The 20,808-nt window shown below is 59.3% G+C and carries 22 protein-coding genes and 2 pseudogenes; 12 read left to right on the forward strand and 12 right to left on the reverse strand.

Annotated elements, in window-relative coordinates:
• Window positions 1-68: 68 nt before the first annotated feature.
• From Q4577_RS14025 to nthB, 10 genes are all read right to left on the reverse strand, one after another.
• The gene (locus tag Q4577_RS14025; protein ID WP_303467932.1) at window positions 69-830 is read right to left on the reverse strand and encodes a CbtA family protein; all 762 of its coding nucleotides are present in this window, start codon (window positions 828-830) and stop codon (window positions 69-71) included.
• A 58-nt stretch (window positions 831-888) separates the two neighbouring features.
• Window positions 889-1,272 carry a nitrile hydratase accessory protein gene (locus Q4577_RS14030; protein ID WP_303467934.1) on the reverse strand — a complete coding sequence of 128 codons (384 nt, stop codon included), beginning with the start codon at window positions 1,270-1,272 and terminating at the stop codon, window positions 889-891.
• An 85-nt stretch (window positions 1,273-1,357) separates the two neighbouring features.
• Complete coding sequence (locus Q4577_RS14035) at window positions 1,358-1,834, reverse strand: hypothetical protein (protein ID WP_303467935.1); 477 nt, start codon at window positions 1,832-1,834, stop codon at window positions 1,358-1,360.
• Between the two features lie 30 nt (window positions 1,835-1,864).
• A complete protein-coding gene (locus Q4577_RS14040) occupies window positions 1,865-2,842 on the reverse strand; it encodes an acetamidase/formamidase family protein (protein WP_303467969.1) in 978 nt (325 codons plus the stop codon).
• Between the two features lie 10 nt (window positions 2,843-2,852).
• Window positions 2,853-3,524, reverse strand: a complete 672-nt coding sequence (locus tag Q4577_RS14045; protein WP_303467936.1) for an ANTAR domain-containing response regulator — start codon at window positions 3,522-3,524, stop codon at window positions 2,853-2,855.
• Window positions 3,521-4,720, reverse strand: a complete 1,200-nt coding sequence (locus tag Q4577_RS14050) for a transporter substrate-binding domain-containing protein (RefSeq protein WP_303467937.1) — start codon at window positions 4,718-4,720, stop codon at window positions 3,521-3,523. The genes Q4577_RS14045 and Q4577_RS14050 overlap by 4 nt, the downstream gene beginning before the upstream one ends.
• Window positions 4,721-4,780: 60 nt before the next feature.
• A complete protein-coding gene (locus Q4577_RS14055) occupies window positions 4,781-5,311 on the reverse strand; it encodes a DUF1097 domain-containing protein (RefSeq protein ID WP_303467938.1) in 531 nt (176 codons plus the stop codon).
• Between the two features lie 167 nt (window positions 5,312-5,478).
• The gene (locus tag Q4577_RS14060) at window positions 5,479-5,664 is read right to left on the reverse strand and encodes a CbtB-domain containing protein (RefSeq protein WP_244690329.1); all 186 of its coding nucleotides are present in this window, start codon (window positions 5,662-5,664) and stop codon (window positions 5,479-5,481) included.
• Window positions 5,665-5,708: 44 nt separating this feature from the next.
• Window positions 5,709-6,329 (reverse strand): nitrile hydratase subunit alpha, encoded by a 621-nt coding sequence (gene nthA, locus Q4577_RS14065; protein WP_244690331.1) that lies wholly within the window; start codon window positions 6,327-6,329, stop codon window positions 5,709-5,711.
• A 71-nt stretch (window positions 6,330-6,400) separates the two neighbouring features.
• Window positions 6,401-7,075 carry a nitrile hydratase subunit beta gene (nthB, locus tag Q4577_RS14070; protein WP_244690333.1) on the reverse strand — a complete coding sequence of 225 codons (675 nt, stop codon included), beginning with the start codon at window positions 7,073-7,075 and terminating at the stop codon, window positions 6,401-6,403.
• Between the two features lie 477 nt (window positions 7,076-7,552).
• Between nthB and Q4577_RS14075 the strand changes: the two genes are divergently transcribed.
• Window positions 7,553-7,936, forward strand: coding sequence for a DUF1636 domain-containing protein (locus tag Q4577_RS14075; protein ID WP_303467939.1), 384 nt, complete (start codon window positions 7,553-7,555; stop codon window positions 7,934-7,936).
• Window positions 7,937-8,877: 941 nt separating this feature from the next.
• Here Q4577_RS14075 and Q4577_RS14080 read toward each other — a convergent pair.
• A pseudogene (locus tag Q4577_RS14080) lies at window positions 8,878-9,072 on the reverse strand (IS5/IS1182 family transposase); the annotation flags it as partial.
• 199 nt (window positions 9,073-9,271) lie between these two features.
• Here Q4577_RS14080 and Q4577_RS14085 point away from each other — a divergent pair.
• From Q4577_RS14085 to Q4577_RS14125, 9 genes are all read left to right on the forward strand, one after another.
• Window positions 9,272-10,381 (forward strand): LacI family DNA-binding transcriptional regulator, encoded by a 1,110-nt coding sequence (locus Q4577_RS14085; RefSeq protein WP_303467941.1) that lies wholly within the window; start codon window positions 9,272-9,274, stop codon window positions 10,379-10,381.
• The gene (locus tag Q4577_RS14090) at window positions 10,378-11,271 is read left to right on the forward strand and encodes an amidohydrolase (protein ID WP_303467942.1); all 894 of its coding nucleotides are present in this window, start codon (window positions 10,378-10,380) and stop codon (window positions 11,269-11,271) included. The genes Q4577_RS14085 and Q4577_RS14090 overlap by 4 nt, the downstream gene beginning before the upstream one ends.
• A gap of 64 nt (window positions 11,272-11,335) precedes the next feature.
• Window positions 11,336-12,076 (forward strand): SDR family oxidoreductase, encoded by a 741-nt coding sequence (locus Q4577_RS14095; protein WP_303467943.1) that lies wholly within the window; start codon window positions 11,336-11,338, stop codon window positions 12,074-12,076.
• A 35-nt stretch (window positions 12,077-12,111) separates the two neighbouring features.
• Entirely contained in the window at window positions 12,112-13,074 is a 963-nt protein-coding gene (locus Q4577_RS14100) for a substrate-binding domain-containing protein (protein ID WP_303467944.1), read from the forward strand.
• A 64-nt stretch (window positions 13,075-13,138) separates the two neighbouring features.
• The gene (locus Q4577_RS14105) at window positions 13,139-14,674 is read left to right on the forward strand and encodes a sugar ABC transporter ATP-binding protein (RefSeq protein WP_303467945.1); all 1,536 of its coding nucleotides are present in this window, start codon (window positions 13,139-13,141) and stop codon (window positions 14,672-14,674) included.
• On the forward strand, window positions 14,671-15,705 hold the full coding sequence (locus Q4577_RS14110) for an ABC transporter permease (protein ID WP_303467946.1): 1,035 nt from the start codon (window positions 14,671-14,673) through the stop codon (window positions 15,703-15,705). The genes Q4577_RS14105 and Q4577_RS14110 overlap by 4 nt, the downstream gene beginning before the upstream one ends.
• Window positions 15,702-16,745 carry an aldo/keto reductase gene (locus tag Q4577_RS14115; RefSeq protein ID WP_303467947.1) on the forward strand — a complete coding sequence of 348 codons (1,044 nt, stop codon included), beginning with the start codon at window positions 15,702-15,704 and terminating at the stop codon, window positions 16,743-16,745. Before Q4577_RS14110 ends, Q4577_RS14115 begins: the two co-directional genes overlap by 4 nt.
• A gap of 10 nt (window positions 16,746-16,755) precedes the next feature.
• Window positions 16,756-18,537: an IlvD/Edd family dehydratase gene (locus tag Q4577_RS14120; RefSeq protein WP_303467948.1), complete on the forward strand. Its 1,782-nt coding sequence runs from the start codon at window positions 16,756-16,758 to the stop codon at window positions 18,535-18,537.
• A gap of 69 nt (window positions 18,538-18,606) precedes the next feature.
• Window positions 18,607-19,452, forward strand: a complete 846-nt coding sequence (locus Q4577_RS14125) for a fumarylacetoacetate hydrolase family protein (protein ID WP_303467949.1) — start codon at window positions 18,607-18,609, stop codon at window positions 19,450-19,452.
• Between the two features lie 211 nt (window positions 19,453-19,663).
• On the opposite strand, the gene Q4577_RS14130 is transcribed toward Q4577_RS14125, so the two are convergent.
• Window positions 19,664-19,918 carry a hypothetical protein gene (locus tag Q4577_RS14130; protein WP_303467950.1) on the reverse strand — a complete coding sequence of 85 codons (255 nt, stop codon included), beginning with the start codon at window positions 19,916-19,918 and terminating at the stop codon, window positions 19,664-19,666.
• A 143-nt stretch (window positions 19,919-20,061) separates the two neighbouring features.
• Between Q4577_RS14130 and Q4577_RS14135 the strand changes: the two are divergent.
• Window positions 20,062-20,345: pseudogene (locus Q4577_RS14135) on the forward strand (transposase); the annotation flags it as partial.
• 226 nt (window positions 20,346-20,571) lie between these two features.
• Window positions 20,572-20,721: a hypothetical protein gene (locus Q4577_RS14140; protein ID WP_303467951.1), complete on the forward strand. Its 150-nt coding sequence runs from the start codon at window positions 20,572-20,574 to the stop codon at window positions 20,719-20,721.
• Window positions 20,722-20,808 lie beyond the last annotated feature (87 nt).

Raw genomic sequence — 20,808 nt, forward strand, 5'->3', positions numbered from 1 at the left:
CCGAAATTCTTGGACGCCGTTTCACATCGCTACGGGGAAAAGCCTCAGAAAGCCGACAAGAGGACAGGCTACCCTTGGTTTGGCACCGGATCTGCCGAGTGTCCGCCTTCGACAATATTGAAGCGTTGGCAAAGCCAGCCCGCCGCCCCGCCGATCAAAAGCCAGAAGATCAACCCATGTGCCAGCGCGGCAACGGCGAATTCAGCCGACAGGTGGGCCGGAACCGCAGAAACCAGGGATCCGCCGTGCGGAAGTTGCGGCGCCCCAAAGGCGTGTGGCGCGACAATCAGCAACAGTCCCAATGCCAGTTTCATCGGCGTTGAAAAAACGCCAGAGCGGCTTGTCATCACCCACAGCCCGCCTGCGGTCAAAGCGGCGGTGGCCACCCACCACAATTGTCGGCTTTCGAGGGCCGCAGCGGACATGCCGGGCAGTTCCGGCGGCAAACCAAAGAACGGTGCAAGGCTGAAGGACACAAAACCGGCGGCGCCCCAGATCAGGCCGGACCGGGCATTGACCTCCCCGCCGCGCAGGTAAATTGCCGCCAGCAGAAGCAGGGCAAACCCCATCCCCCCAAACAGATTGGCCCCGGCGGTCACAATGGTTCTTTGAAGGCCATCCTGCGGCGCCCATTCACCTTCTTCGCCATGCGCATGGCCGTGGTCATGATCGTGACCGTCAGCGGCCGCCATCTCTGTGACAGGGGCCGCAACCTCGAATGTTTCCGCCTCAAGGATCAGCGGCAGCACGTAGATGGTCTGGAAAATCGTCGCTCCGATCCCGCTCAGGAGCCCGGCGAGAAGCGCGATGCTGACAAGCTTCTTTATCATTTCATGTTCCTTTTTTCAGTCGCCCGCCAAGCGCGCGCTTGGCCGCGCCGCGCGGCACTCAGGCGTAGTTGGCGAAGAACGAATACTCGTGTTCACCGTCGGTGATCTCGGTCGTGCGCTTGTCGATTTCTTCTTTCGTGACCAGGCCCTTATCGACGGCCAGCCGCTCCAGCGCCGCCAACCATTGCTCGTAGTAAACCCAAGACTCGTCGTTCAGGTCGTGCGCGTTTTCCCAATCGCCGATGCATTTGATCAGGTTCTTGCGAAAATCCTCGTAGTCGATGACCTTTTCCTCAGAGAACGCCAGGACGATACCAAAGGCCCGACTTTGCCAGGGTTCGTCAAATTGCAGCCGGTCACAGCGTTTCGGCGGAGCCGCCTTGCTGTCTTCCAGTCCTTTGACAAATCTATCTTCCATGCCGGCGATGGTTTCAGTGCGCATTGTTGGTACTCCTTGTGTTGGGTGTTGGGGGGTGTGACCGATGGTCCAAAGACCGGCGGCCCCCTTCTTGAGGTGGCCCCGGACGTCAGGGCTGGTTGAACAGGGTGATGCTGTCGGCGATGGGCGTGCCCGCCACCGACAGCATCCGGTGATCGTTGGAATAGAGCCCGACCCTGAGGTCGACCTTCCCGGTCGGCAGGTCAGCCAAGTGGAACCAATTGCCGTAAAGCCGCGCCAGCTTGTGTCCGTTCACATAGATATGTGCATGGCCCTGCCCCGGGATATGCGCCGTGCCGCTTTGGGCGGGCGCAAAGGCAAAGTTCGCGGTCTTGGCATGAAGGTTCCAACCGGTTTCGGGATCGGGCTGGGCGGAAATGCGGATCGTGGGGGCGCCTTTTGCGGGGATATCAATCATCGCATGCGCTGCATGTGCATGACTGTGCCCGTCGCCCGCACCATGGGCAGGCGTTCCGGTTTGCAGGGCAAGGGTTTCGTTTGCCACCACATAGCCCACACCGCCCAAGACGATGCCCAGAACCAGCGTCCCCAGAATCCTGATCATGTCATTTCCTCCTTCGCTGCATTGAAAGGCTCAGGCCAGATAGGTTTTCAGCACCGAAGCGCCGACGGTGTATTTTGGATCGACGATATTGCCGACACGCAGTTTTCCGGCCTGGGTGAGGAAGAAATACGCCTCGTAGACGTCCCAGCCGTAATCGGCGATCATCCAATGGATCAATTCGCGATAGGCGATCCTTGCCGCATCTTCGAGCGGACGCGCAGAGCCCAGCGTCATGATGAATTTCTCGTTCTCCAGCCGTGGCCAGGCAATCGGGCTTTTCTTGATCAGGTCGATCTGGATGGTCACCGTGGCAGGCATTTCAACCGCCGTACCGCACAGTTCGCCATCGCCCTGTGTGGCGTGGCAATCGCCCAGATAGACATAACCGCCTTCGGCCAGAACCGGGAAATAGACGATCGCCCCCGGTGCCACGTCCGGCACATCCATGTTGCCCCCCCAATAGTCCGGTTGCAGCGATGACACCGCCTCGATTTCCGGGCTGACGCCGAGCGTGCCGATAAAGGGTTCATACGGCAGGGTTATCCGGTCGTTGAACTGGATGCCCTCTTCGGTCACATTCATCTTCATGACCTTTTCGGGCAGCGGATCGTTCAGCATCGCGGTGTTGGCAGTGCCGACCAATCCGCCGAACTCGGGGATCAACGCAGAGGTCCCCACCGGTTGCGGACCGCGTGGCAGGATAGAGTGAATTCGAACGGCAATCACGTCCCCCTTTTCGGCGCCGGCCACATGGATCGGCCCGCACTGAGGGTTGAGGAACGGCACATTCAACCGCTCTGACGGGCTGGCTGTCGTAGAATCCAGCTGACCCTCAAAGGCATCATGCGTGTCGGCCACCACGATGTCCCCGGGCTGGATATGCAATACCGGCTTCGCAAAGGGACCGTAGGTATAATGATAGGTGCCCTGTACCTCGGCGGTCAGCCGATGGGTCTTGCCTGCAACGCCTTGGGCGACACCCTTGGTCGTCATCCAGGAATTCTTCATCCAATCCACTTTAGGATCCTCCTGTTTTATTGGCTGACGCGCCTGCGCCAAGCCTCTTGTTTGGTGAGTTTGGGTTTGTTCCGCTTTCCGCCAGTGTCTTCAGCGGGGTCAGCGAACCTGTCGTTTCGATCTGCTCGCAGAGGAATTCGACAGACACTTGCAGGCGCATGGCCTCGGACCGCAGCAGGTCATAGGCCGCCTGACTGTCGATAGTCATGCAGGACTGCACCAACGTGATAGCAGCCACCACCGTCGGTCGGGCGCGCAGCCGTGCATTCAAGTCCTCGACCTTTCGCATCAATCTAGTCCGAACCTCGAAATCATGGAACGCAACCACAAGGGCCGAAAAGATGCCGGTCGGTTGCAGGGGTTTGACCAGATAGGCCGAGGGCATCTGACCCAGCGTCCATTCGATCCGCCCCGGTGCCTCGCTGCCCATCAGGGCGATAAGGGGGATCGGCGCCTGCCCCCGTTCCCATCCGAATTGCTGATCATAGCCACGGTCCGCGTCGAAAAAGATGACGTCATAGCCTTCGGGCGAAACATTGTCGGCAGGCCAGATGCTTTCCGTGCAAAGCCCAAGTCGCCCGAGCTGGGCCGTCAGAACGGCGGAATTGTCGCCGGGCGGGTGAACAATCAACGCCCGCACATTGCGGAAATTTGGCAGTCCACGCCGTTTCATTGGGCCGCCCTTTCATCGGGCGAAGGTGCGTCTCCCAGGCGATGGGCATCGAAATCCACGAGATAGGGATCGGGCCGCATCGGGGCATCGCAGGTGTGAAAGATGTCGAACTGTCCAGAGGTATTCGAAACCGCCAGCGCCGGGGTCAGGAAACAATGATTGTTGCCCGGATCGATCCAGATCCTGCCCTGCGGGGCATCGAACCGAACGTCGTAGAGTGCGGATTTCACGGCATCGAGCTCTTGCGTGCCCGCCTTCTGCAAGGCACGTGCAAGAAGATGCGTCGTGTTATAGGCCGCCTCGGAGTCGGCCGATGTGACCATATCCGCCCCGTATCGCGCCCGGTATCCGGCGATGAAACGCGCATTGCATTCGCCCGGCGTGGATTGGAAGTAGACGCTCGACGCGATATGTCCGTCGGCCGCGTCCGGGGCCAGCCGGGCCAGTTCCGGTTCCGACAGCGTGTGACTGCACACCGGCATCACGTTGCAGGTCAACTCGGGATTGGCCTGCCGCGCCGCCTGCATCGCCCGCATGAAAGCTTCGGAGGACACCCCGATCAGCGAACTGAAAATATAGGACGGTCGGCTTTGAACGATTTCGTCGATGATCTTGTCGACCTCGACTGACCCCACCGGCACATACCGCTCCCAGAAATCCCTTGCGCCGTGTTCGGTCACGCATTCGCGCATGATCCGGTTGCTTTCCCATCCCCAAATGTAATCCGAGCCGACGCAATAGGCGCGGTTGCCGAAATGCTGCAACATGTGGGACATCAGCGGCACCATGTGCTGGTTCGGCGATGCCCCGGTGTAGATCACGTTGTTGCAGTGCTCGAAGCCTTCGTAGTGTGAGGGATACCACAGCAGACCATCGTACTTTTCGAAGACCGGGATGACTTCCTTGCGGCTGGACGAGGTATAGCAGCCGACCACGTGCTTCAGCCCCCCCTGTTTCAGAAGCTTGCGACTGATGGCCTGATAGGCTTCGAGATCCCCACCCGGGTCCAGGATCACGGGATCCAGCTGAAAATCGAACTGCGGGTCCGCGTTGACTTCGGACAGGGCCAGCAGCGCGCCGTTCTGAAGTTCCTGCGCAATCCCGGCGTAGGGGCCGGTGGTCGAAAAGACGATGCCGATGCTGATCTTTTCTTTTGACGACGTGGGTGTCGTCTGGGTGTTTTCAGATGTGTGCATCTGCAATCGCCTTTGTTGTTCTCACTCGATACCGGACCCCTGAACCAATCTGTGTCGGCCTCAACCGGCCACCTCTGCCGGCCCTGCCAGCAGCTCGGATCCCTTGGCCGAGGACAGCCCGAAACAGGCGCCCAGCACCATCGACACCGGCACCACCACGTAAGAGCTTTGGAAGGACAGCGACCAAAGCGCCTCGACGGTGAACCGGTCCGGCGTTTGCAGCAAAAAGGCGAAGGTCGCGGCATAGCCAAAGGTCGTGCCGGGAATGGAGGTCAACGCCGGGATGTTTGCGGCCAGAATATAGAGCGCGATGCTGACCGCGACGACAAGTGCCGCCCAGATCGCATTGCCGATGACCGCCCCCATCGGGACCGCAACGATGACCAACGCGGCAGTCGAGGCAACGAAGACGCCGAAAGCGTTGGAAATAATCGTCGTCCGAAAGGCCGCCGTGTCGCCGCCGAGGGCGTAGAAGCAGGCCCAGGCCACGAAGGCCGCCCAGATCAGGATGGTCCCCATCGTGAGAAAGAACCAGACTGCGGCAAACCCGCATACCGAAACACTGATGGCTAGTGACGTGATCTTGGACATGGTGTCCTCCTTGTTTCCCGCGCGCAGTCCGCGACCCGGGTGTCTGTTGTTCGTTGTCCGCGGGTTCGCGGTGCACCCATTCAGTCAGGGCAGGCAGCACGACCTGTTCGGGACAGATCTGCCGCCGGTCTGACCGCCGCCTTGGCGGTCAGACCCTGTGCGCGCGATCAATGGCAGGGAAAGCCGATCGCATGGCGCGTGTCGTGTGCCGTGTTATGCGCCATCGAGGTGTTGGACAGCCCCACACCAAAGACAAAAACAGCACCCAGCGTGAAGAGAACGAGAGAGAATTTCAGCCGTTCGGAAATCCCGGCGACCCGGTTGTCCTGAACGGTGATGGTTCCATTTTGCATTGTTTTCATATCCATATTCGTGGTTTCGATTGATAGTTTGGCCGTCAGTTGACGGTCACAACGTCCAGCCCCTGCATCGCCTCGGTCGAGATCAGCTCAGCCAGCTTTTCCTCGCTCCATCCTTCGGTGCCGTCCGGGCGCGCGGGAATGACGAAAAAGCGGATCTGCGCGCTACTGTCCCAGATCTCAATCTTCGTTCCGGCGGTCAGTTCGACTCCGAACTCCTTGAGTACTTCGCGCGGTTCACGCACGATACGCGCCCGGAAGGCCGGGTCCTTGAACCAGTACGGCGGCAGTCCCAGCAGCGGCCAGGGCCAGCAGGAACACAGGGTGCAGGTCACGATGTGATGCACCGAGGCCGTGGACTCGACCGCTTTGAGGTTCTCCCCCTCAATGCCATCGCGGATGCCCAGTTCGGCGATCGCGGCGTTACAGTCGGCCAGCAGCCGCGTCTTGAACGCCGGATCTGTCCAGGCACGTGCGACAACCTTGGCGCCGTTGAACGGCCCCATTTCGGTGTCGAAGAAGTTGATGACGCGGTCGACCGTGTCTTGGCCGATCAGGTTCTTTTCCCGGAACAGGGATTCCAGGGCCTTGGTGCGCGCGGCATAGTAGGACTCGGTCTCGCGCAGGTGGTGATGGTGGCCGTGGTCTTTGTCTGACATGTTCGTTTCCTTGGTTTCTTGGGTGCATGGTCAGTGCGCAAGCACCGGTCATGCGGGCCTCGAGGCGCGGCTCAGGCGGCTTCCAGGTAGGTTTCAAAAACTTCGCTAAAGAGCGCGTCATCTGTGTCCGGCCGCTCGGGCCAGATGTCGCGGGTCATGAATTTGACCCGATAGATTGGCTGGGGCGTGCTGATGCTGTCGGTGGGAACGCTGTCGGTATAGAGGATCGCCTTCGGATAGACCTCTTCGACGACACCAACCTTGTTGCGCAGATAGCCGATCAACCGCGTGTGCACCGCAGATGCCGGATCAAGCACACGCACCAGCTGCCCCACCTTGAATTCCGGATTCAGCGCCACATCGCGATAGGGATTGTCGCCGGTGAACATATAGTCGACGACCTGGTCGGTGACGGCCGGGTTGCCCTTTTCCGGCAGCGGCGCATCCGGATTGTCGAGGTAGTATTCCGTCAGCTCTTCGAGCTCGGCCTCGTTGATGTAGTTCCGCTCGACCAGATAGGCGGTCATCCCGCCCAGCCATTTGATGTAATAGCGGTACTTGAAGTAATCGAGCGGGTTCATCCCCTCTGCCTTCACTCGCAGATGCGGCCAGGCCCAGATACCCGTCCCCATCATGCACATGTGAACACCGAAGAGCTGTTTTTCCCACTCTTCGACAAAGACCTTCTTTTCAGTACTGACGGGGCCCACGTTTTCGAGGCCACCCAGGAATTGTTGCAACTTCATAGTCGCTCCTCCGTGTTGAGCACAAAAAAAGCCCCCATGATCCGTCGGATCTTGGAGGCCACATTGCCGTGCGCTGAATGCGCTTATTTCCGGACCGGATCGTCTCTGGTCCACGCTCAAATCGTGGCATGATGATTTTCATCCAACAAGATCTTTTTTGGGACAGCCACCTTGAAACGCGGAAATCAACCCAAAATCAGCGGATTCTGACGGTTGTCGCCTAAATTTTAATCTTTGACCTAAGCGATTAATTTTATGCACTTTTTAGCCGCAGGTCGTCGCCATTTGGCCTTTCAACGGCGCGCGTGCAAAAAAGTTCAGGCCATCTGCATGTTTCAATTCGAAATCGCGTACCCCGCACCAGAATCGCCTGTTTTTCGGGTCGCGACGCCCCGACCTGCAGGCTTGCGGGGGATTTCGACTTGACCCTTTTGCGCCACGCTCTTCATACTTCATGGCTCAGACTACCTGCCCGAAATGATCGCTGAACACGTGACCGCAAACCTGCACGAAATCCATATATGCCGCACCTGCGGCAAGACGGACGAAGCCCCCACAGGGCCCGCTCTGGCCCAAAGGCTACGCGCAGCTCTCACCAAAGAGGCGGCATTTTCAGCCGTGAAGGTGCGCGACGCACGCTGCATGCTGACCTGCGGCTCACCGGTTGCCGTCAGTCTGACCAGCCCTGAAAAGATGTCCTATCTCTTCGCCGACGTGGACCCGGGGCACGATCTGGACAACTTGCTGGCTCTTGTGCGGCTTTACATGGCAAGCCCTAGCGGCACCATAAACGATGCGCGCCCCATCGGACGCTTGCGCCATTGCCTAAAAGGACGTCTGCCAGCGCCTTTTACAGATTGAGATAAGAGGAGCCTTTGAAAGGTGTGTCAGGCACCTACATCCCATTGTTTTCAAAGGTATATCAAAGGATGTAATTTGGATTGCGTAGTGATTTTTGGATACGGGAAATGTGTTACCGCGATCCAATGCGGGACGCCAACTGCGGACAGATTGCACCGCAACCGTGACACCTCTCACCGCGCTGTCGTGTGTTGACCTCATGCGCTAGACCCACCCCTCGCCGCGAAGACCCATGAAGGGGCTGCAAGCCTCGCCCAAACGCTGTGGCAAAAGAAAGACCGCCCCCCTGCCGGTTGCTTTGATCAATTTGCCGCGAGGGTTCATTGGTGCAAACGGCGTATCATCACCACATTGTTGAAGGCGTTCACCACCTTCTTGCGCGGGTTCTGCCACTTGCGAAGTTGATCGGGGCAATTGCCCCGGGTCTTCGGGTCCCCCCGCGAACTCCCACTAGAGCACCAGCGCGAAAGACACGGTGATCTCTCCCGCGCTGCTTGATCGCCATGTTCACCTCCGCGGCCGGCGAATAACGCATACCGATTTGTATGGAAAAATGCACAGCAAAAACAGAGGGTTACGCCAACCCTCCCGACATCTCTTAGCAATTTTCAACTACATCTAAGCGGCTTACGCCAAGAGCCCGAAACGGCAAGTGGCGGAGGGGACGCTACCCCTGTCTAACCTTCTCCAACAAAAACTGGTGTACAATCAATCCAATCGTGTTGCCAACTTGCTCTATTTCTCAGCGACTCCCTGATGGGTCTAGGCAAATCGGCCCAGGTCGGTCGTTGAGAACGTGCTTTCGGCTTTGTCAGGCAAGTTTTTCGGCATGCACAGATCATGCACATAGGCGCTGGTGCGCCATTCTCGCTTAAAGCGAGACTGCACCCGTCCCCATTGACTTCATGCCACGCGTACGATCTCGGCGGTGCTAGGCTTGATAGCACTTCGATCGAAAGACAGAACTGGATTGCCGCGTCGAAAATGACCGGCGGGCGTCCCGAACGCCCACTATTCGGCGCGGTTCGGATCATGTCCTTGTTGACCACGACAAACTTGAACTACCTCTTGCGAAGCTATGCGTTGTAGCTGGACCAGTGCGTCGTGTGATAGCGAGCGCCAGGTTGCCTGCTCATGCGAGTCGTCTAACTGCATGGGTTCGCGATGAGGATCCCCCAAAAGCCGAGTTTTGCAACAAGGCAATACACCTGTCTTGGAAGAAGAAAATCAGAACAGAGGCTGTAGCCGAGAGCTTGAAGAATTGGATAATATATCTTTCAGTTAAATGTCACGATTTCAAAGCCTCGTGCATACTCACCTCGCAAGAAATTCTTTTTGGCCGGCTTGACAGAATTTTGGTTGCTCGCTAAGAGTAATTTTAACGTTAAAATTTACTTGCGAGGAGGGAGCGCCTTGAGAAGAAGAACTACCCTTGGCGAAGTCGCTCGATCCGCAGGTGTTTCGTTGCAAACCGTTTCAAACGTCGTGAACATGAAACCGGTTGTCCGGGAAGAGACCCGCAAACTGGTTCTGGAGCACCTTGAACTCTGCGGATACCGCAGCAACGCTTTGGCGAGATCTCTCAAAACCAATAAGTCGCAGCTCATCGGGCTGGTCGTGCCGAGCATTACAAACTCTATGTATGCTGAGGTCGCCGAATCTGTGGTCCATGAGGCCGAAAAGCGCGGATATACGGTCATGATGGCCGTCACCAAACGCGACGCACAGACCGAGGTCGAGCTGGTCAACACCATCATCGATCACAGTGCTGCCGGCATCCTGATTTCTCCGTCAGACCCAGAGGCCGCGGCCGGCAAGACCGCGATCCAGATCGGGGTTCCGATTGTCGAAATGCTCAACCGGGGCGTCAAGGACGGCTGCGATGTCTTTGAAGCCGACAACTTCAATGGCGCGCGCATTGCCGTCGCCCATCTGATTGCGCTGGGCCATCGGCGCATCGCGCATATATCCGGCCTGTCCAATTCCACAGGGCAAGCGCGCCAACAGGGCTATGAACAGGCGCTCACCGACTCTGGCATCGCGGTCGATCCGGACCTGATCATTTGCGGCCAATACATGCGCGAAGGTGGGCGCGCGGCCTGCGAGCGACTGCTTTCCGAGGCGGAAGATGTCACCGCCACGTTCTGCGCCAGTGACTTGATGGCCTACGGCGCCATGGAGGCGCTTGCAGCACGGGGCCTGCGGGTGCCGGATGACATGTCGCTGATCGGATTCGATGACATGAACATGTCCTCCCTGCCCGGGGTCAACCTGACCACCGTGTCCTTTGCCCCCGCGCAACTGGCGAAACGGGCTATCGAGCGATTGATCGCAATCATTGAATCGCCGGACGGGGCCTTGGCACCCATGCACGACATAACCCAATGCACGCTAATCGAACGCGGCAGCACCCTGCCCTTCCCCACTCCGGTACATCCCACATGAAGATCATCGACCCGCATTTTCACCTCTGGGATCTGGCCAGACACGCCTACCCCTGGCTCTCGACCGGGCCGTCGACCGGGGTGTTCGGCGACAATACCGCGATCCGCAAAACCTATCTGCTGCCGGACTTCATCGCAGAGACGAAAGACTTCACCGTTGAAAAAACGGTGCATGTTGAGGCGGCCATCACCGACAGGCAATCAGTGCAAGAAACGGCATGGCTGCAGGATATCGCAGGGAATCCCTTCTCAAAGGGCCTGCCTAACGGCATTGTCGGCTTTTGCGACCTGAGCGCGACTGATGCGCATGACGTTCTCGACGCCCATTGTACTTTTCGCAACATGCGCGGCATTCGCCAGATCCTCAACACCAGTGACGACGCGCGCCTGCGCTTTACCGAAACGGACTATATGGCGCTCGACAGCTGGAACGCCGGCTTTGCCGGGCTGGCGCCGCGTCGGCTGTCGTTCGATCTGCAGATTTACCCACATCAGATGGCAGATGCCGCAGCCTTGGCGCAGCGGTTCCCTGAGACGCAGATCGTGCTGAACCACACCGGCATGCCACATGACCACAGCGCCGCAGGCTTTGCCGACTGGTCCCGGGGAATGGAGGCGCTGGCGGGCTGCGCGAACGTCGTGGTCAAAATCTCGGGCCTTGGAATGATGGTTCACGATTGGACGGTTGATGCAATCCGTCCCTATGTGACCGAAACAATCGACATCTTCGGCGCCCATAGATGCATGTTCGCCAGCAACTTTCCGGTCGATGGTATGTATTCGTCCTTTGACACCCTGTGGTCCGCCTATCGCGACATTGTGGCAGGTCGACCCGCTGCCGAACAGGACGCCCTCTTCCGCACAACCGCTGAACGGGTCTACCGCATATGACACTCGGACTTTGCGCATTTTTGCGCGGGAATTTTAACGTTAAAATAGATCAAGGACTGGAAATTTGACCCAGAGCACCGCCAAAACATGTTTCGTGACCGCCGCCGGCCAGGGGATCGGGCGCGCCATTGCCATCGGTCTGCGCGCCGCGGGTCACGAGGTCTTTGCCACCGACCTGCGCGCCGACTTGCTCGCAGATCTGCGCAGCGATCATGGCATTGAAACCGCCCAGCTCGACGTCACCGACCCTGCCGCGATTGCCGCGCTGCAAGAGAGGCTGTCGCAGACCGACATGCTGTTCCATTGCGCCGGTTTCGTGCACAGCGGCACCGTTCTTGATCTGTCTGACGCCGACTATGACTTCAGCTTCGACCTCAACGTCAGAGCCGCCTTTCGCATGGCCCAGGCCGTGCTGCCGGGCATGGTGGCGCGCCAGTCAGGCTCGCTGGTGTTCATCGCTTCGGTCGCCAGTTCAATCAAGGGCGTGCCCAACCGCGCGGTCTATGGCGCGTCTAAGGCCGCGGTGCTCGGCCTGTCGAAATCCATAGCGGCGGATTTCGTCAAACAGGGCATCCGCTCAAACTGCATCTGCCCCGGCACGGTCGAGACCCCCTCGCTCGGTCAGCGCATCGAGGATAGCGGCCCTGACGTCCAAGCCCAGCGTCACGCCTTTATCGCGCGGCAACCGATGGGGCGACTGGGCGTACCAGAGGAAATTGCCGCACTTGCGGTGTTCCTTGCCGACCCCAACGCCGACTTCATCACCGGTCAAGCACTTGCGGTCGACGGCGGCTGGACGATCTGACCAACTTTACAGAATTCATCAAGGAGGAGACTAACATGCGAAATACTTTGAGAAAATCGGCCCTTGCCCTTGGCCTCTGGGCGGCGACCGCCCCCATGGCCTTTGCCGAGGACGTAACCATCGGCTACTCGGTGTTCTGGGGCACCAACCCGTTTCTTGTGACCATGGTCAACGGCGCCAAGGCCGCCGCGGCCGAGTGGAAAGACAAGGGTTACGACATCGACATTATTGTCACCAACGGCGGCGATACCGACAAATCCCGGCAGGTCAACGATCTCGAAGACCTGTTTGCCCAAGGCGTCGATGGCCTGCTGATCTTTCCCGGCGACAGCGTGTTGGTGGGCGAGCCGATCAGCAACCTCTACAATGACAGCAATCTGCCCGTGGTCGTCACCGACATTGGCGTGCGCAAGGGTAAGATCGCCTCGCTGGTGATCACCGACAACCTCGCCGGTGGCCGTCTGGCCGCCGAGCGTATGGCCGAGCTTCTTCCAGAGGGCGGCAAAGTCATCACGCTGGATTTCGCCCCCACCAACGACAATGCGCAACTGCGCCAGCAGGGTTTTGAAGAACGCGCCGCCGAACTGGGGCTGACGGTTCTGCCCGAAGCGGCGCTGCCGCCGGACATGACGCTGGAAAACGGCCGCCGCTCGACCGAGGATCTGCTGGTGGCCGAACCTGACATCGCCGGCATGTTCTCGTTCAATCAGGTGATCCTGCAAGGCGCATATACTGCGCTGGAAAGCGGTGGCAGGGTTGGCGAGGTCAAGCTGGTCGGCTTCGATCTCGACCCGGTGTCCTATCAGATGGTCAAGGAGGGCAAGCTTGACGGGCTGGTGGTGCAAGACCCCTACGCCATGGGCAAAGCCGGCCTCGATCAGGTGATGGCGGTCATCTCTGGTGGAGAAGCGCAGGAGTTCATCGGTCTCGACACCAAGTTACTGACCCCGGAAAACGCGGATGATTTCGCCAACGATCCGCAGGTGACGGGCAAATAAGCGACCCGTTCAATATCAATAAGCAGAGGGAGGTCTTCCCTCTGCGCTTTGAAAGCTTTTCCAAATGCTTGTAGCACAGAACATAACCAAGGCCTTCGGCGCAACGCTGGCGCTGGACGATGTGAGCATACGGCTGGAACCGGGTGAAATCCACGGGTTGATTGGCGAAAACGGCGCTGGCAAATCCACCCTGGTCAAGACCCTCTGCGGCGTTCACACGGCAGATTCCGGCACAATCGAGATCGGCGGCACTCGCATTTCACGCTGGTCACCGGAAGCGGCCATTCAATCGGGGCTGGTGACGGTTCATCAGGACGTTAACCTGATTGAATCGATGACCATTGCCGAAAACGTCTTTCTCAATGCCGAAAAACTCAATGGGATCGTGCTGGATCGCAAGCACATGTTTGCGGAAACCGCGCGTTTGCTGAAGCTTCTGGAAGTCGAGGCTGCGGCAGACACAATCCTTGGCACCCTGCCCACCGACATGCGCAAGATGGTGCAATTGGCCCGCGCACTGCGGCAAAACCCCAAGGTTCTGCTGCTGGATGAGCCGACGTCTTCGCTGACAGCAGCCGAAGTCGATATCCTGATCAAGCAGGTTAAGGGCATCGCCGCGACCGGGGTCAGCGTGCTCTACATCTCGCATTACCTTAACGAGGTTTTCGAGCACACCCAGGGACTTACCGTGCTTCGGGATGGCCGCACCGTCTGGCATGGACGAACCAAAGATATCACCGTGTCAGAGGCCGTTCACAAAATGATCGGCGAGCGCCTTCGCAACAGCGAGCACCGGGTTTCGACCGCCAACAGGGTCGCCGAAAACGCCATTGAATTGCGTAACATTTCGCTGGGCGAGAAACTGACTGAGATCTCGTTTGCCGTGCGCCCCGGGGAAATCCTCGGGATCGGTGGGTTGATTGGTGCCGGTCTGGGCGATCTGGCGCGGTTAATCTTTTCCGACAGCGGTTATCACAAGGACGCAGGCGAGATCCTGATCGACGGCAAGCCGGTCGGTTGGAAAACCCCAGCCGATGCAATGCAGGCCGGCGTGGCGCTGGTCACCAACGACCGGCACCGCACCGGCGCACTGGTGGACTTCTCGATTGCCGAGAACATGGCGCTGCCTTCGCTGGCTCGGTTTTCCAACCGCGCCGGGGTGCTGAAGATGGCCGGGTTGCAGGGCAAGGTCACCGAACAGATCGACAGCCTCTCGGTGAAATGCACCGGACCTCAGGCCGCTCTGTCGAGCCTCTCGGGTGGCAACCAACAAAAGGTCATGCTGGCCAAATGGTTCATGACCTCGCCGCGCGTACTGATCCTCGATGAGCCGACGATTGGCGTCGATATCGGAGCCAAACAGGCGATCAAGGATTTGATTTGCCGGAAGGCCGCTGAGGGCTGCGCAGTAATCATCCTGTCGAGCGAGATGGAAGAGCTCGCCGAGATCGCCGACCGCGCCATCGTCCTGTTCCGCGGGCATGTGGTGGCGCGCCTCGATGAGCCCGGCTTCACGCAGGCCGACCTGACCACTGCCGCCAACAATTCCGCGGACGTCCAAAGGGACCGCGCCGCAAACATCATGGAGAACGCCCTGTGACACGCCTTCCCCCCTTCGTGCGCCAGCACCTGAACACCATCCAGCTGGTGCTGGTCCTGATCGTCCTCTGCATCACCATCTATAGCCTAAACCCGAGGTTCCTGTCGGTGGTGAATCTGTCGAATCTTCTGGGCCAGATGGTAACCATTCTGGTCGTAGCCTTGGGCATGACAATCATCATCATCAACGGTGAGTTCGACATCTCGGTCGGCTCGCTTCTCGGCCTGACAGGCGCGGTCATGGGCTGGTTTCTGGTGGTCATGCCAGCCAATGGCGACGTCGATTTCTGGCAACAGAACCAAGCGCTTCTGATCGTCCTCGGTGTGTTGGTCGCGCTGACCGTCGGGCCGATCCTCGCGGTGATCAGCGGGCTTCTGGTAACACAGTTCAACATCCCCAGCTTCATCGTGACGCTGGGCATGCTGATGATCGCCAGGTCGCTGACCCTCGTGGTCACCGGCGGTCAGCCGATTGCCGGCATTCCCGACCCGGTCAAGGCCTTCGGCGTCTCTCGCCCGCTGGAGATTCCGCTGCCATTGAACGACGCCGCCCTCAAGGTGCCAAGCGTCTTTCTTGTCGCCGTGGCGATCTACGTGCTGGGCTGGTTCCTGATGAGCCGCATGGCCTTTGGCCGTAAGGTCTATGCTGTCGGCGCCAACCCGGTTGTCGCACGGCTAGCCGGGATCAACACCACTCGCATCAAGCTGGCCTCCTTTGCCATCGTCGGTCTCTGCGCATCGATCGCCGGAGTGCTGAACGTGGCCCGCATCGGGGCAGTGTCGCCAAATTCGGGCCAGGGGCTGGAGTTCGAGGTGATCGCCGCCGTGGTCATTGGTGGAACGTCGCTGTCCGGCGGACGCGGAAATGTGCTGGGCACGATCCTCGGAGTGATCATCATCGTGTTGATCCGCAATTTCCTCAACCTCGCCCGGATCGACATCTTCTGGCAGGACTTTGCCACCGGAGCTATCATCATGGGGGCGGTCATCCTCAACGCACTGCAAAAACGTCTTTCGGGTCAGGCCGCATGATGTTGGATCATCGCACAAAACGCCAGCTTGGCGCGACCGAGGTTCAGCTCTCTGCGCTGGGACTTGGAACGGCGGGTCTCGGCGATCTGTTCGAGCAGGTGCCGGAACAGGATGCCCAAGCCGTGATGGACGCCGCGTGGAATGCGGGCTGTCGCTACTTCGACACTTCGCCGTTTTATGGACACGGGCAATCGGAAATCCGCGTCGGACGTGGGCTCTATGCACGCCCCCGCGGCGACTTTGCACTGTCGACAAAAGTGGGGCGGCTCTTTCGTCGCCCCGCGGACCCCATCAGTTTTCGTCCCGACGGCTGGGTCGGCGCGCTGCCGTTCAAGCTGACCTTTGACTACAGCTATTCCGGCATTATGCGCTCGGTCGAAGACAGCTATATGCGGCTTGGTATGACGCAGATTGACATGCTGCTGATCCATGATCTGGACACGTGGTTCCACCCCGACCCGGACACCCTCGCCGACCACCGTAAAGCCTTGCTCTCCAGCGGCTGGAAGGCGTTGGAGGAATTGAAGCGCTCAGGCATCGTCAAGGCCGTGGGTGCGGGCCTGAACGACCGTCAGACCATGACGTGGTTTCTGGACCATCTTGAGGTGGACTTCTTCCTGCTCGCGCTGCGCTACACGTTGCTGGACAACGATATACTCGACCTCGAATTGCCGCGTTGCGAGGCCGCGAATATCGGTATCGTCATTGGCGGGGCGTTCAATTCCGGCATTCTGGCCACCGGCCCCGTGCCCGGTGCCAAGTTCAACTATGAACCAGCCCCGCCAGAGATCATGGCCAAGGTCACCCGCATTCAGGAGGTCTGCCATCGGCATGACACCTCGATGGTGGCCGCAGCCCTGCAATTCCCGGCGTTCCACCCCAGCGTCGCCAGCGTAATCCCCGGCGCGTTGAAACCCGATCATGTGGCCGCGAACACCGCCGCTTTCGACGCCACAATCCCATCCGATCTTTGGGCTGAACTGAAAGCCGAGGGCCTGCTCCGGCAGGACGCACCCTGCCCCACCCAAGATCCCACCTGAGGTCATCATCATGAAGCTTCGTTCGCAACAATGGTTCTCCAACCCTGAAAACCCCGCCATGACCGCGCTCTATCTTGAGCGTTATCTGAACTACGGCCTCACCCGGGAAGAGCTGCAATCCGGCAAACCGTTGATCGGCATCGCCCAGACCGGCAATGACCTGTCGCCCTGCAACCGCCACCATATCGAGCTGGCAAAACGTGTCCGCGAAGGCATCGTCGCGGCAGGTGGCATCTGTTTCGAATTTCCGGTCCACACCATTCAGGAAACCGGCAAACGCCCGACCGCCTCGCTGGACCGCAACCTCGCCTATCTGGGGCTGGTGGAAATGCTCTATGGCTATCCGCTCGACGGCGTGGTGCTGACCATCGGCTGTGACAAGACAACGCCGGCGCTGTTGATGGCAGCGGCCACGGTGAACATCCCGGCGATTGCCTTGTCTGTCGGCCCGATGCTGAACGGCTGGGAGGGCGAAGAACGCTCAGGCTCTGGCACCGTGATCTGGAATTCGCGGCAAAAGCTGGCGGTGGGCGAGATCGACCAAGAGGAATTCATGCGGCTGGCGGCCGATGCCGCGCCTTCGGTCGGCTATTGCAACTCGATGGGCACGGCGAGCACGATGAACAACCTCGCCGAGGCCTTGGGCATGCAATTGCCGGGCTCCGGCGCGATCCCGGCGCCCTACCGCGAACGCGGCCAGATCTCCTATCTCACAGGCAAGCGCATCGTCGATATGGTGCATGAGGACCTGAAACCGTCGGACATCATGACTCGCGGAGCATTTGAGAATGCCATCGTCGTAAATTCGGCCATTGGCGGGTCGACCAATGCTCCCATCCACCTAAACGCCGTCGCGGCGCACATGGGGGTGCCGCTGAATAACGAGGACTGGAGCAACCTGGGCCATGACGTCCCGCTGATCGTCGATATGCAGCCGGCAGGGTATTATCTGGCCGAAGATTTCCACCGCGCTGGCGGGGTCGCCGCGGTGATGGGCACGCTGCTGCGGGCTGGCGCCCTGCCCGATCCGAATGCTGTCAATGTCACCGGTCAGACCATGGGCGAGATATACGCAGAGGTGCAGGTGACCAACGACAATGTCATCGTGCCCTATGATAACCCTTTGAAAGCAAGCGCTGGGTTCCTGAACCTCACCGGCAATATCTGGGACAGCGCAATCATGAAGACCTCGGTGATTTCCGAAGGGTTTCAGGCCAGCTATCTGTCCAACCCCGATGATCCTGACGCTTTTGAAGGCCGCGCCATCGTGTTTGACGGGCCCGAACATTATCACCGCGACATCGACAACCCTACGTTGGGAATCGACGCCAACTGCATTCTTGTCATGCGCGGCGCTGGACCGATTGGCTATCCGGGCGGCGCCGAGGTCGTGAATATGCAGCCCCCCGCCTATCTGATTAAGCAAGGCATCACCGAACTGCCCTGCATCGGCGATGGCCGACAATCGGGCACCTCAGGCTCGCCCTCAATCCTCAACGTCGCGCCAGAAGCCGCGATCCTTGGCGGCCTCGCGATTGTCGAGACCGGTGACAGGCTGCGGGTCGACCTACGCAAACGGCGCGTCGATCTGCTGCTGAGCGAGGCAGAGATCACCGAGCGCCGGGTGAAGCTGGCCGAGAGCGGAGGCTATGACTACCCTGCAGACCAAACCCCGTGGCAGGAAATCCAACGGTCGATGATCGAGCAATTCGACAAGGGCATGGGGCTGAAGAACGGCCCCAACTATCAACGCATTGCCCAGACATTCGGCGTGCCGCGCGACAACCACTGACAGCTCAGTGATACCGTGTGGGGAGTCTTTTCGCCCCATCCCCACCAGACAAAAGAAGGCCAACCCCATATGAAACTCCTTAGATACGGCCCCGAAGGTGCCGAGAAGCCCGGCATTCTGGATGCAGAGGGCCAGATCCGCGATCTTTCCGGAATCGTCCCGGACATCGGCGGCGCGACGCTCATTCCCGACGGTCTCGCAAAGATTGCAGAAATCGATGTGTCGACACTTCCGGTCGTGGCCGACACCACCCGCCTTGGCCCCTGCGTCGCCGGCACCGGCAAATTCATGTGCATAGGCTTGAACTATGCCGACCACGCCGAGGAAAGCGGCATGGCGGTGCCGTCGGAACCGGTGCTCTTCATGAAGGCCACGTCGGCAATCTGCGGCCCCAACGATCCGATCATCATCCCCCGTGGCTCAACAAAGACCGATTGGGAAGTCGAGCTTGGGGTGGTGATTGGCAAGCCCGCCAAATACGTGCCCGAAGACGCCGCCCTGGCGCATGTGGCAGGATATTGCGTGATCAATGACGTCAGCGAGCGCAGCTTTCAACTAGAACGTCAGGGTCAGTGGTCCAAGGGCAAATCCTGCGACAACTTCGGCCAGATCGGTCCGTGGCTCGTCACACCGGACGAGGTTGACATCGACGATCTGGCCATGTGGCTGGACGTGAACGGCGAGCGGATGCAGGACGGCTCAACCCGGACAATGGTCTACGGAGTGGCTCACCTCATCAGTTATCTGAGCCAGTTCTTCACGCTGCACCCGGGTGATATCATTTCGACAGGCACGCCTCCGGGTGTCGGATTGGGCTTCACGCCTCCCCGCTATCTAAAGGCCGGAGACACCGTGGAACTGGGCATTTCAGGTTTGGGTGAACAGGCTCAGGTCTGCGTGGTGGAAAAGCAATAGGCTCTGAAACACGCGCGGCACTGCCTGCGGTGAGCGTAACCATTACAGAGAGCCACATGGCAATGACTTTCGAGACATTAGTGGCGCCCGACATCCATAATGACGCTGCGTGATAATCGCCTCGGGTCCAATGCGTTGTTTCTGCCGCAAGCCGGACAGAAAAAACCTGCGATGATCCAAAACCGGCGGGCATCCCTTTGCGCGGCCGGCCTCAAAACCCGCCATCGCGCGGCCGGTCAACCAGTTCGTCGCGATTGCGAGGACGACAAGCCGCCTCCAGCATACGGCGTTGTAAACCATTGGTTTTCTCCGTGGTTTCGAGACGTTCAGCAATCCGCCTGACGTGCTCGCCAGACCGCCGAAGCGAAAGCAGGAACTGGAGCACGGCGAGGACGATGGCGCCGTAGCGCAGAGCCGACCGCATCCATGGCCGGGCAGCTAACCTGGTGAGGAGCGCTGCGATCATCTCTGCCCCCCGTTTCCAGTCATCGAGGCGGGCGTAGATCGGGACTGCGATCCCAGAGCGCCACGGCGATGAACACCCAGTGGACCCGTCGCGGTTTGATGCCGCTCCTTTGATAGCATTTACTGCCACAAAGGAGACTGACTATGGGACTGAAACGGACGGACGAATTCCGCCAGGATGCGGTACGTATCGCGCTGACGAGTGGGCTGACACGCAAGCAAGTTGCTGATGATCCATTGCCCGACAGGGTATTGCGCAGCAATGTCCCGAGAGGGTGGGTGTTGGCATGTCGACGCTGAACAAATGGATTTCGGCACACCGAGACATGGATGTGATTTCGAAAGAGGATTTGAGCCTCGCCCAAGAGAATGACCAGATTCGGCGCGAGAACCGCATCCTCAAGGAGGAAAGGGAAGTGTTAAAAAAACCGTTCCGGGCCGCGACCCGCCTGTGCACGGTATAAACAGCCTGTGCTATGCTTCGCCGGGAGGGCAGTTGCCGATGGCTTATTGGTGGGCTGGACCCCGTTAAAAAACGTGGCACATGGGCCGATGCGCACTTGAGAGTGGTGACGCCGCCATCGCGGTGATCCCGGTTAGGAAGATGACGAACTTGCATGGCCCACGCCCTTTGCCTTGAACGGAGGAGATGCCATGACGAAGCGCAAAACCGGTGGCCACCCGGACCTGAAGATGGTCAACCCTCAGGCGGCCGCGATCGACATCGGCTCGACGATGCACATGGCCGCTGTGAACCCTGACGCCGATATCATGCCAGTGCGCGCCTTCGGGACATTCACTTAGGATTTGCACGTGAATCGCCCCGGTTTTACCGGAGACCTTTAGCTTCATTTCACGCGACCATATCGAGGACGTCGCGCTGTGCATTGT

This window comes from Marinovum sp. 2_MG-2023, assembly GCF_030548265.1.
Taxonomy (GTDB): Bacteria; Pseudomonadota; Alphaproteobacteria; order Rhodobacterales; family Rhodobacteraceae; genus Marinovum.

Coding starts and splice junctions, on each gene's coding strand:
- Q4577_RS14025 (WP_303467932.1), bottom strand. CDS start 830: ATGATAAAGAAGCTTGTCAGCATCGCGCTTCTCGCCGGGCTCCTGAGC.
- Q4577_RS14030 (WP_303467934.1), bottom strand. CDS start 1,272: ATGCGCACTGAAACCATCGCCGGCATGGAAGATAGATTTGTCAAAGGA.
- Q4577_RS14035 (WP_303467935.1), bottom strand. CDS start 1,834: ATGATCAGGATTCTGGGGACGCTGGTTCTGGGCATCGTCTTGGGCGGT.
- Q4577_RS14040 (WP_303467969.1), bottom strand. CDS start 2,842: ATGAAGAATTCCTGGATGACGACCAAGGGTGTCGCCCAAGGCGTTGCA.
- Q4577_RS14045 (WP_303467936.1), bottom strand. CDS start 3,524: ATGAAACGGCGTGGACTGCCAAATTTCCGCAATGTGCGGGCGTTGATT.
- Q4577_RS14050 (WP_303467937.1), bottom strand. CDS start 4,720: ATGCACACATCTGAAAACACCCAGACGACACCCACGTCGTCAAAAGAA.
- Q4577_RS14055 (WP_303467938.1), bottom strand. CDS start 5,311: ATGTCCAAGATCACGTCACTAGCCATCAGTGTTTCGGTATGCGGGTTT.
- Q4577_RS14060 (WP_244690329.1), bottom strand. CDS start 5,664: ATGCAAAATGGAACCATCACCGTTCAGGACAACCGGGTCGCCGGGATT.
- nthA (WP_244690331.1), bottom strand. CDS start 6,329: ATGTCAGACAAAGACCACGGCCACCATCACCACCTGCGCGAGACCGAG.
- nthB (WP_244690333.1), bottom strand. CDS start 7,075: ATGAAGTTGCAACAATTCCTGGGTGGCCTCGAAAACGTGGGCCCCGTC.
- Q4577_RS14075 (WP_303467939.1), top strand. CDS start 7,553: ATGATCGCTGAACACGTGACCGCAAACCTGCACGAAATCCATATATGC.
- Q4577_RS14090 (WP_303467942.1), top strand. CDS start 10,378: ATGAAGATCATCGACCCGCATTTTCACCTCTGGGATCTGGCCAGACAC.
- Q4577_RS14100 (WP_303467944.1), top strand. CDS start 12,112: ATGCGAAATACTTTGAGAAAATCGGCCCTTGCCCTTGGCCTCTGGGCG.
- Q4577_RS14105 (WP_303467945.1), top strand. CDS start 13,139: ATGCTTGTAGCACAGAACATAACCAAGGCCTTCGGCGCAACGCTGGCG.
- Q4577_RS14115 (WP_303467947.1), top strand. CDS start 15,702: ATGATGTTGGATCATCGCACAAAACGCCAGCTTGGCGCGACCGAGGTT.
- Q4577_RS14120 (WP_303467948.1), top strand. CDS start 16,756: ATGAAGCTTCGTTCGCAACAATGGTTCTCCAACCCTGAAAACCCCGCC.
- Q4577_RS14125 (WP_303467949.1), top strand. CDS start 18,607: ATGAAACTCCTTAGATACGGCCCCGAAGGTGCCGAGAAGCCCGGCATT.
- Q4577_RS14130 (WP_303467950.1), bottom strand. CDS start 19,918: ATGATCGCAGCGCTCCTCACCAGGTTAGCTGCCCGGCCATGGATGCGG.
- Q4577_RS14140 (WP_303467951.1), top strand. CDS start 20,572: ATGACGAAGCGCAAAACCGGTGGCCACCCGGACCTGAAGATGGTCAAC.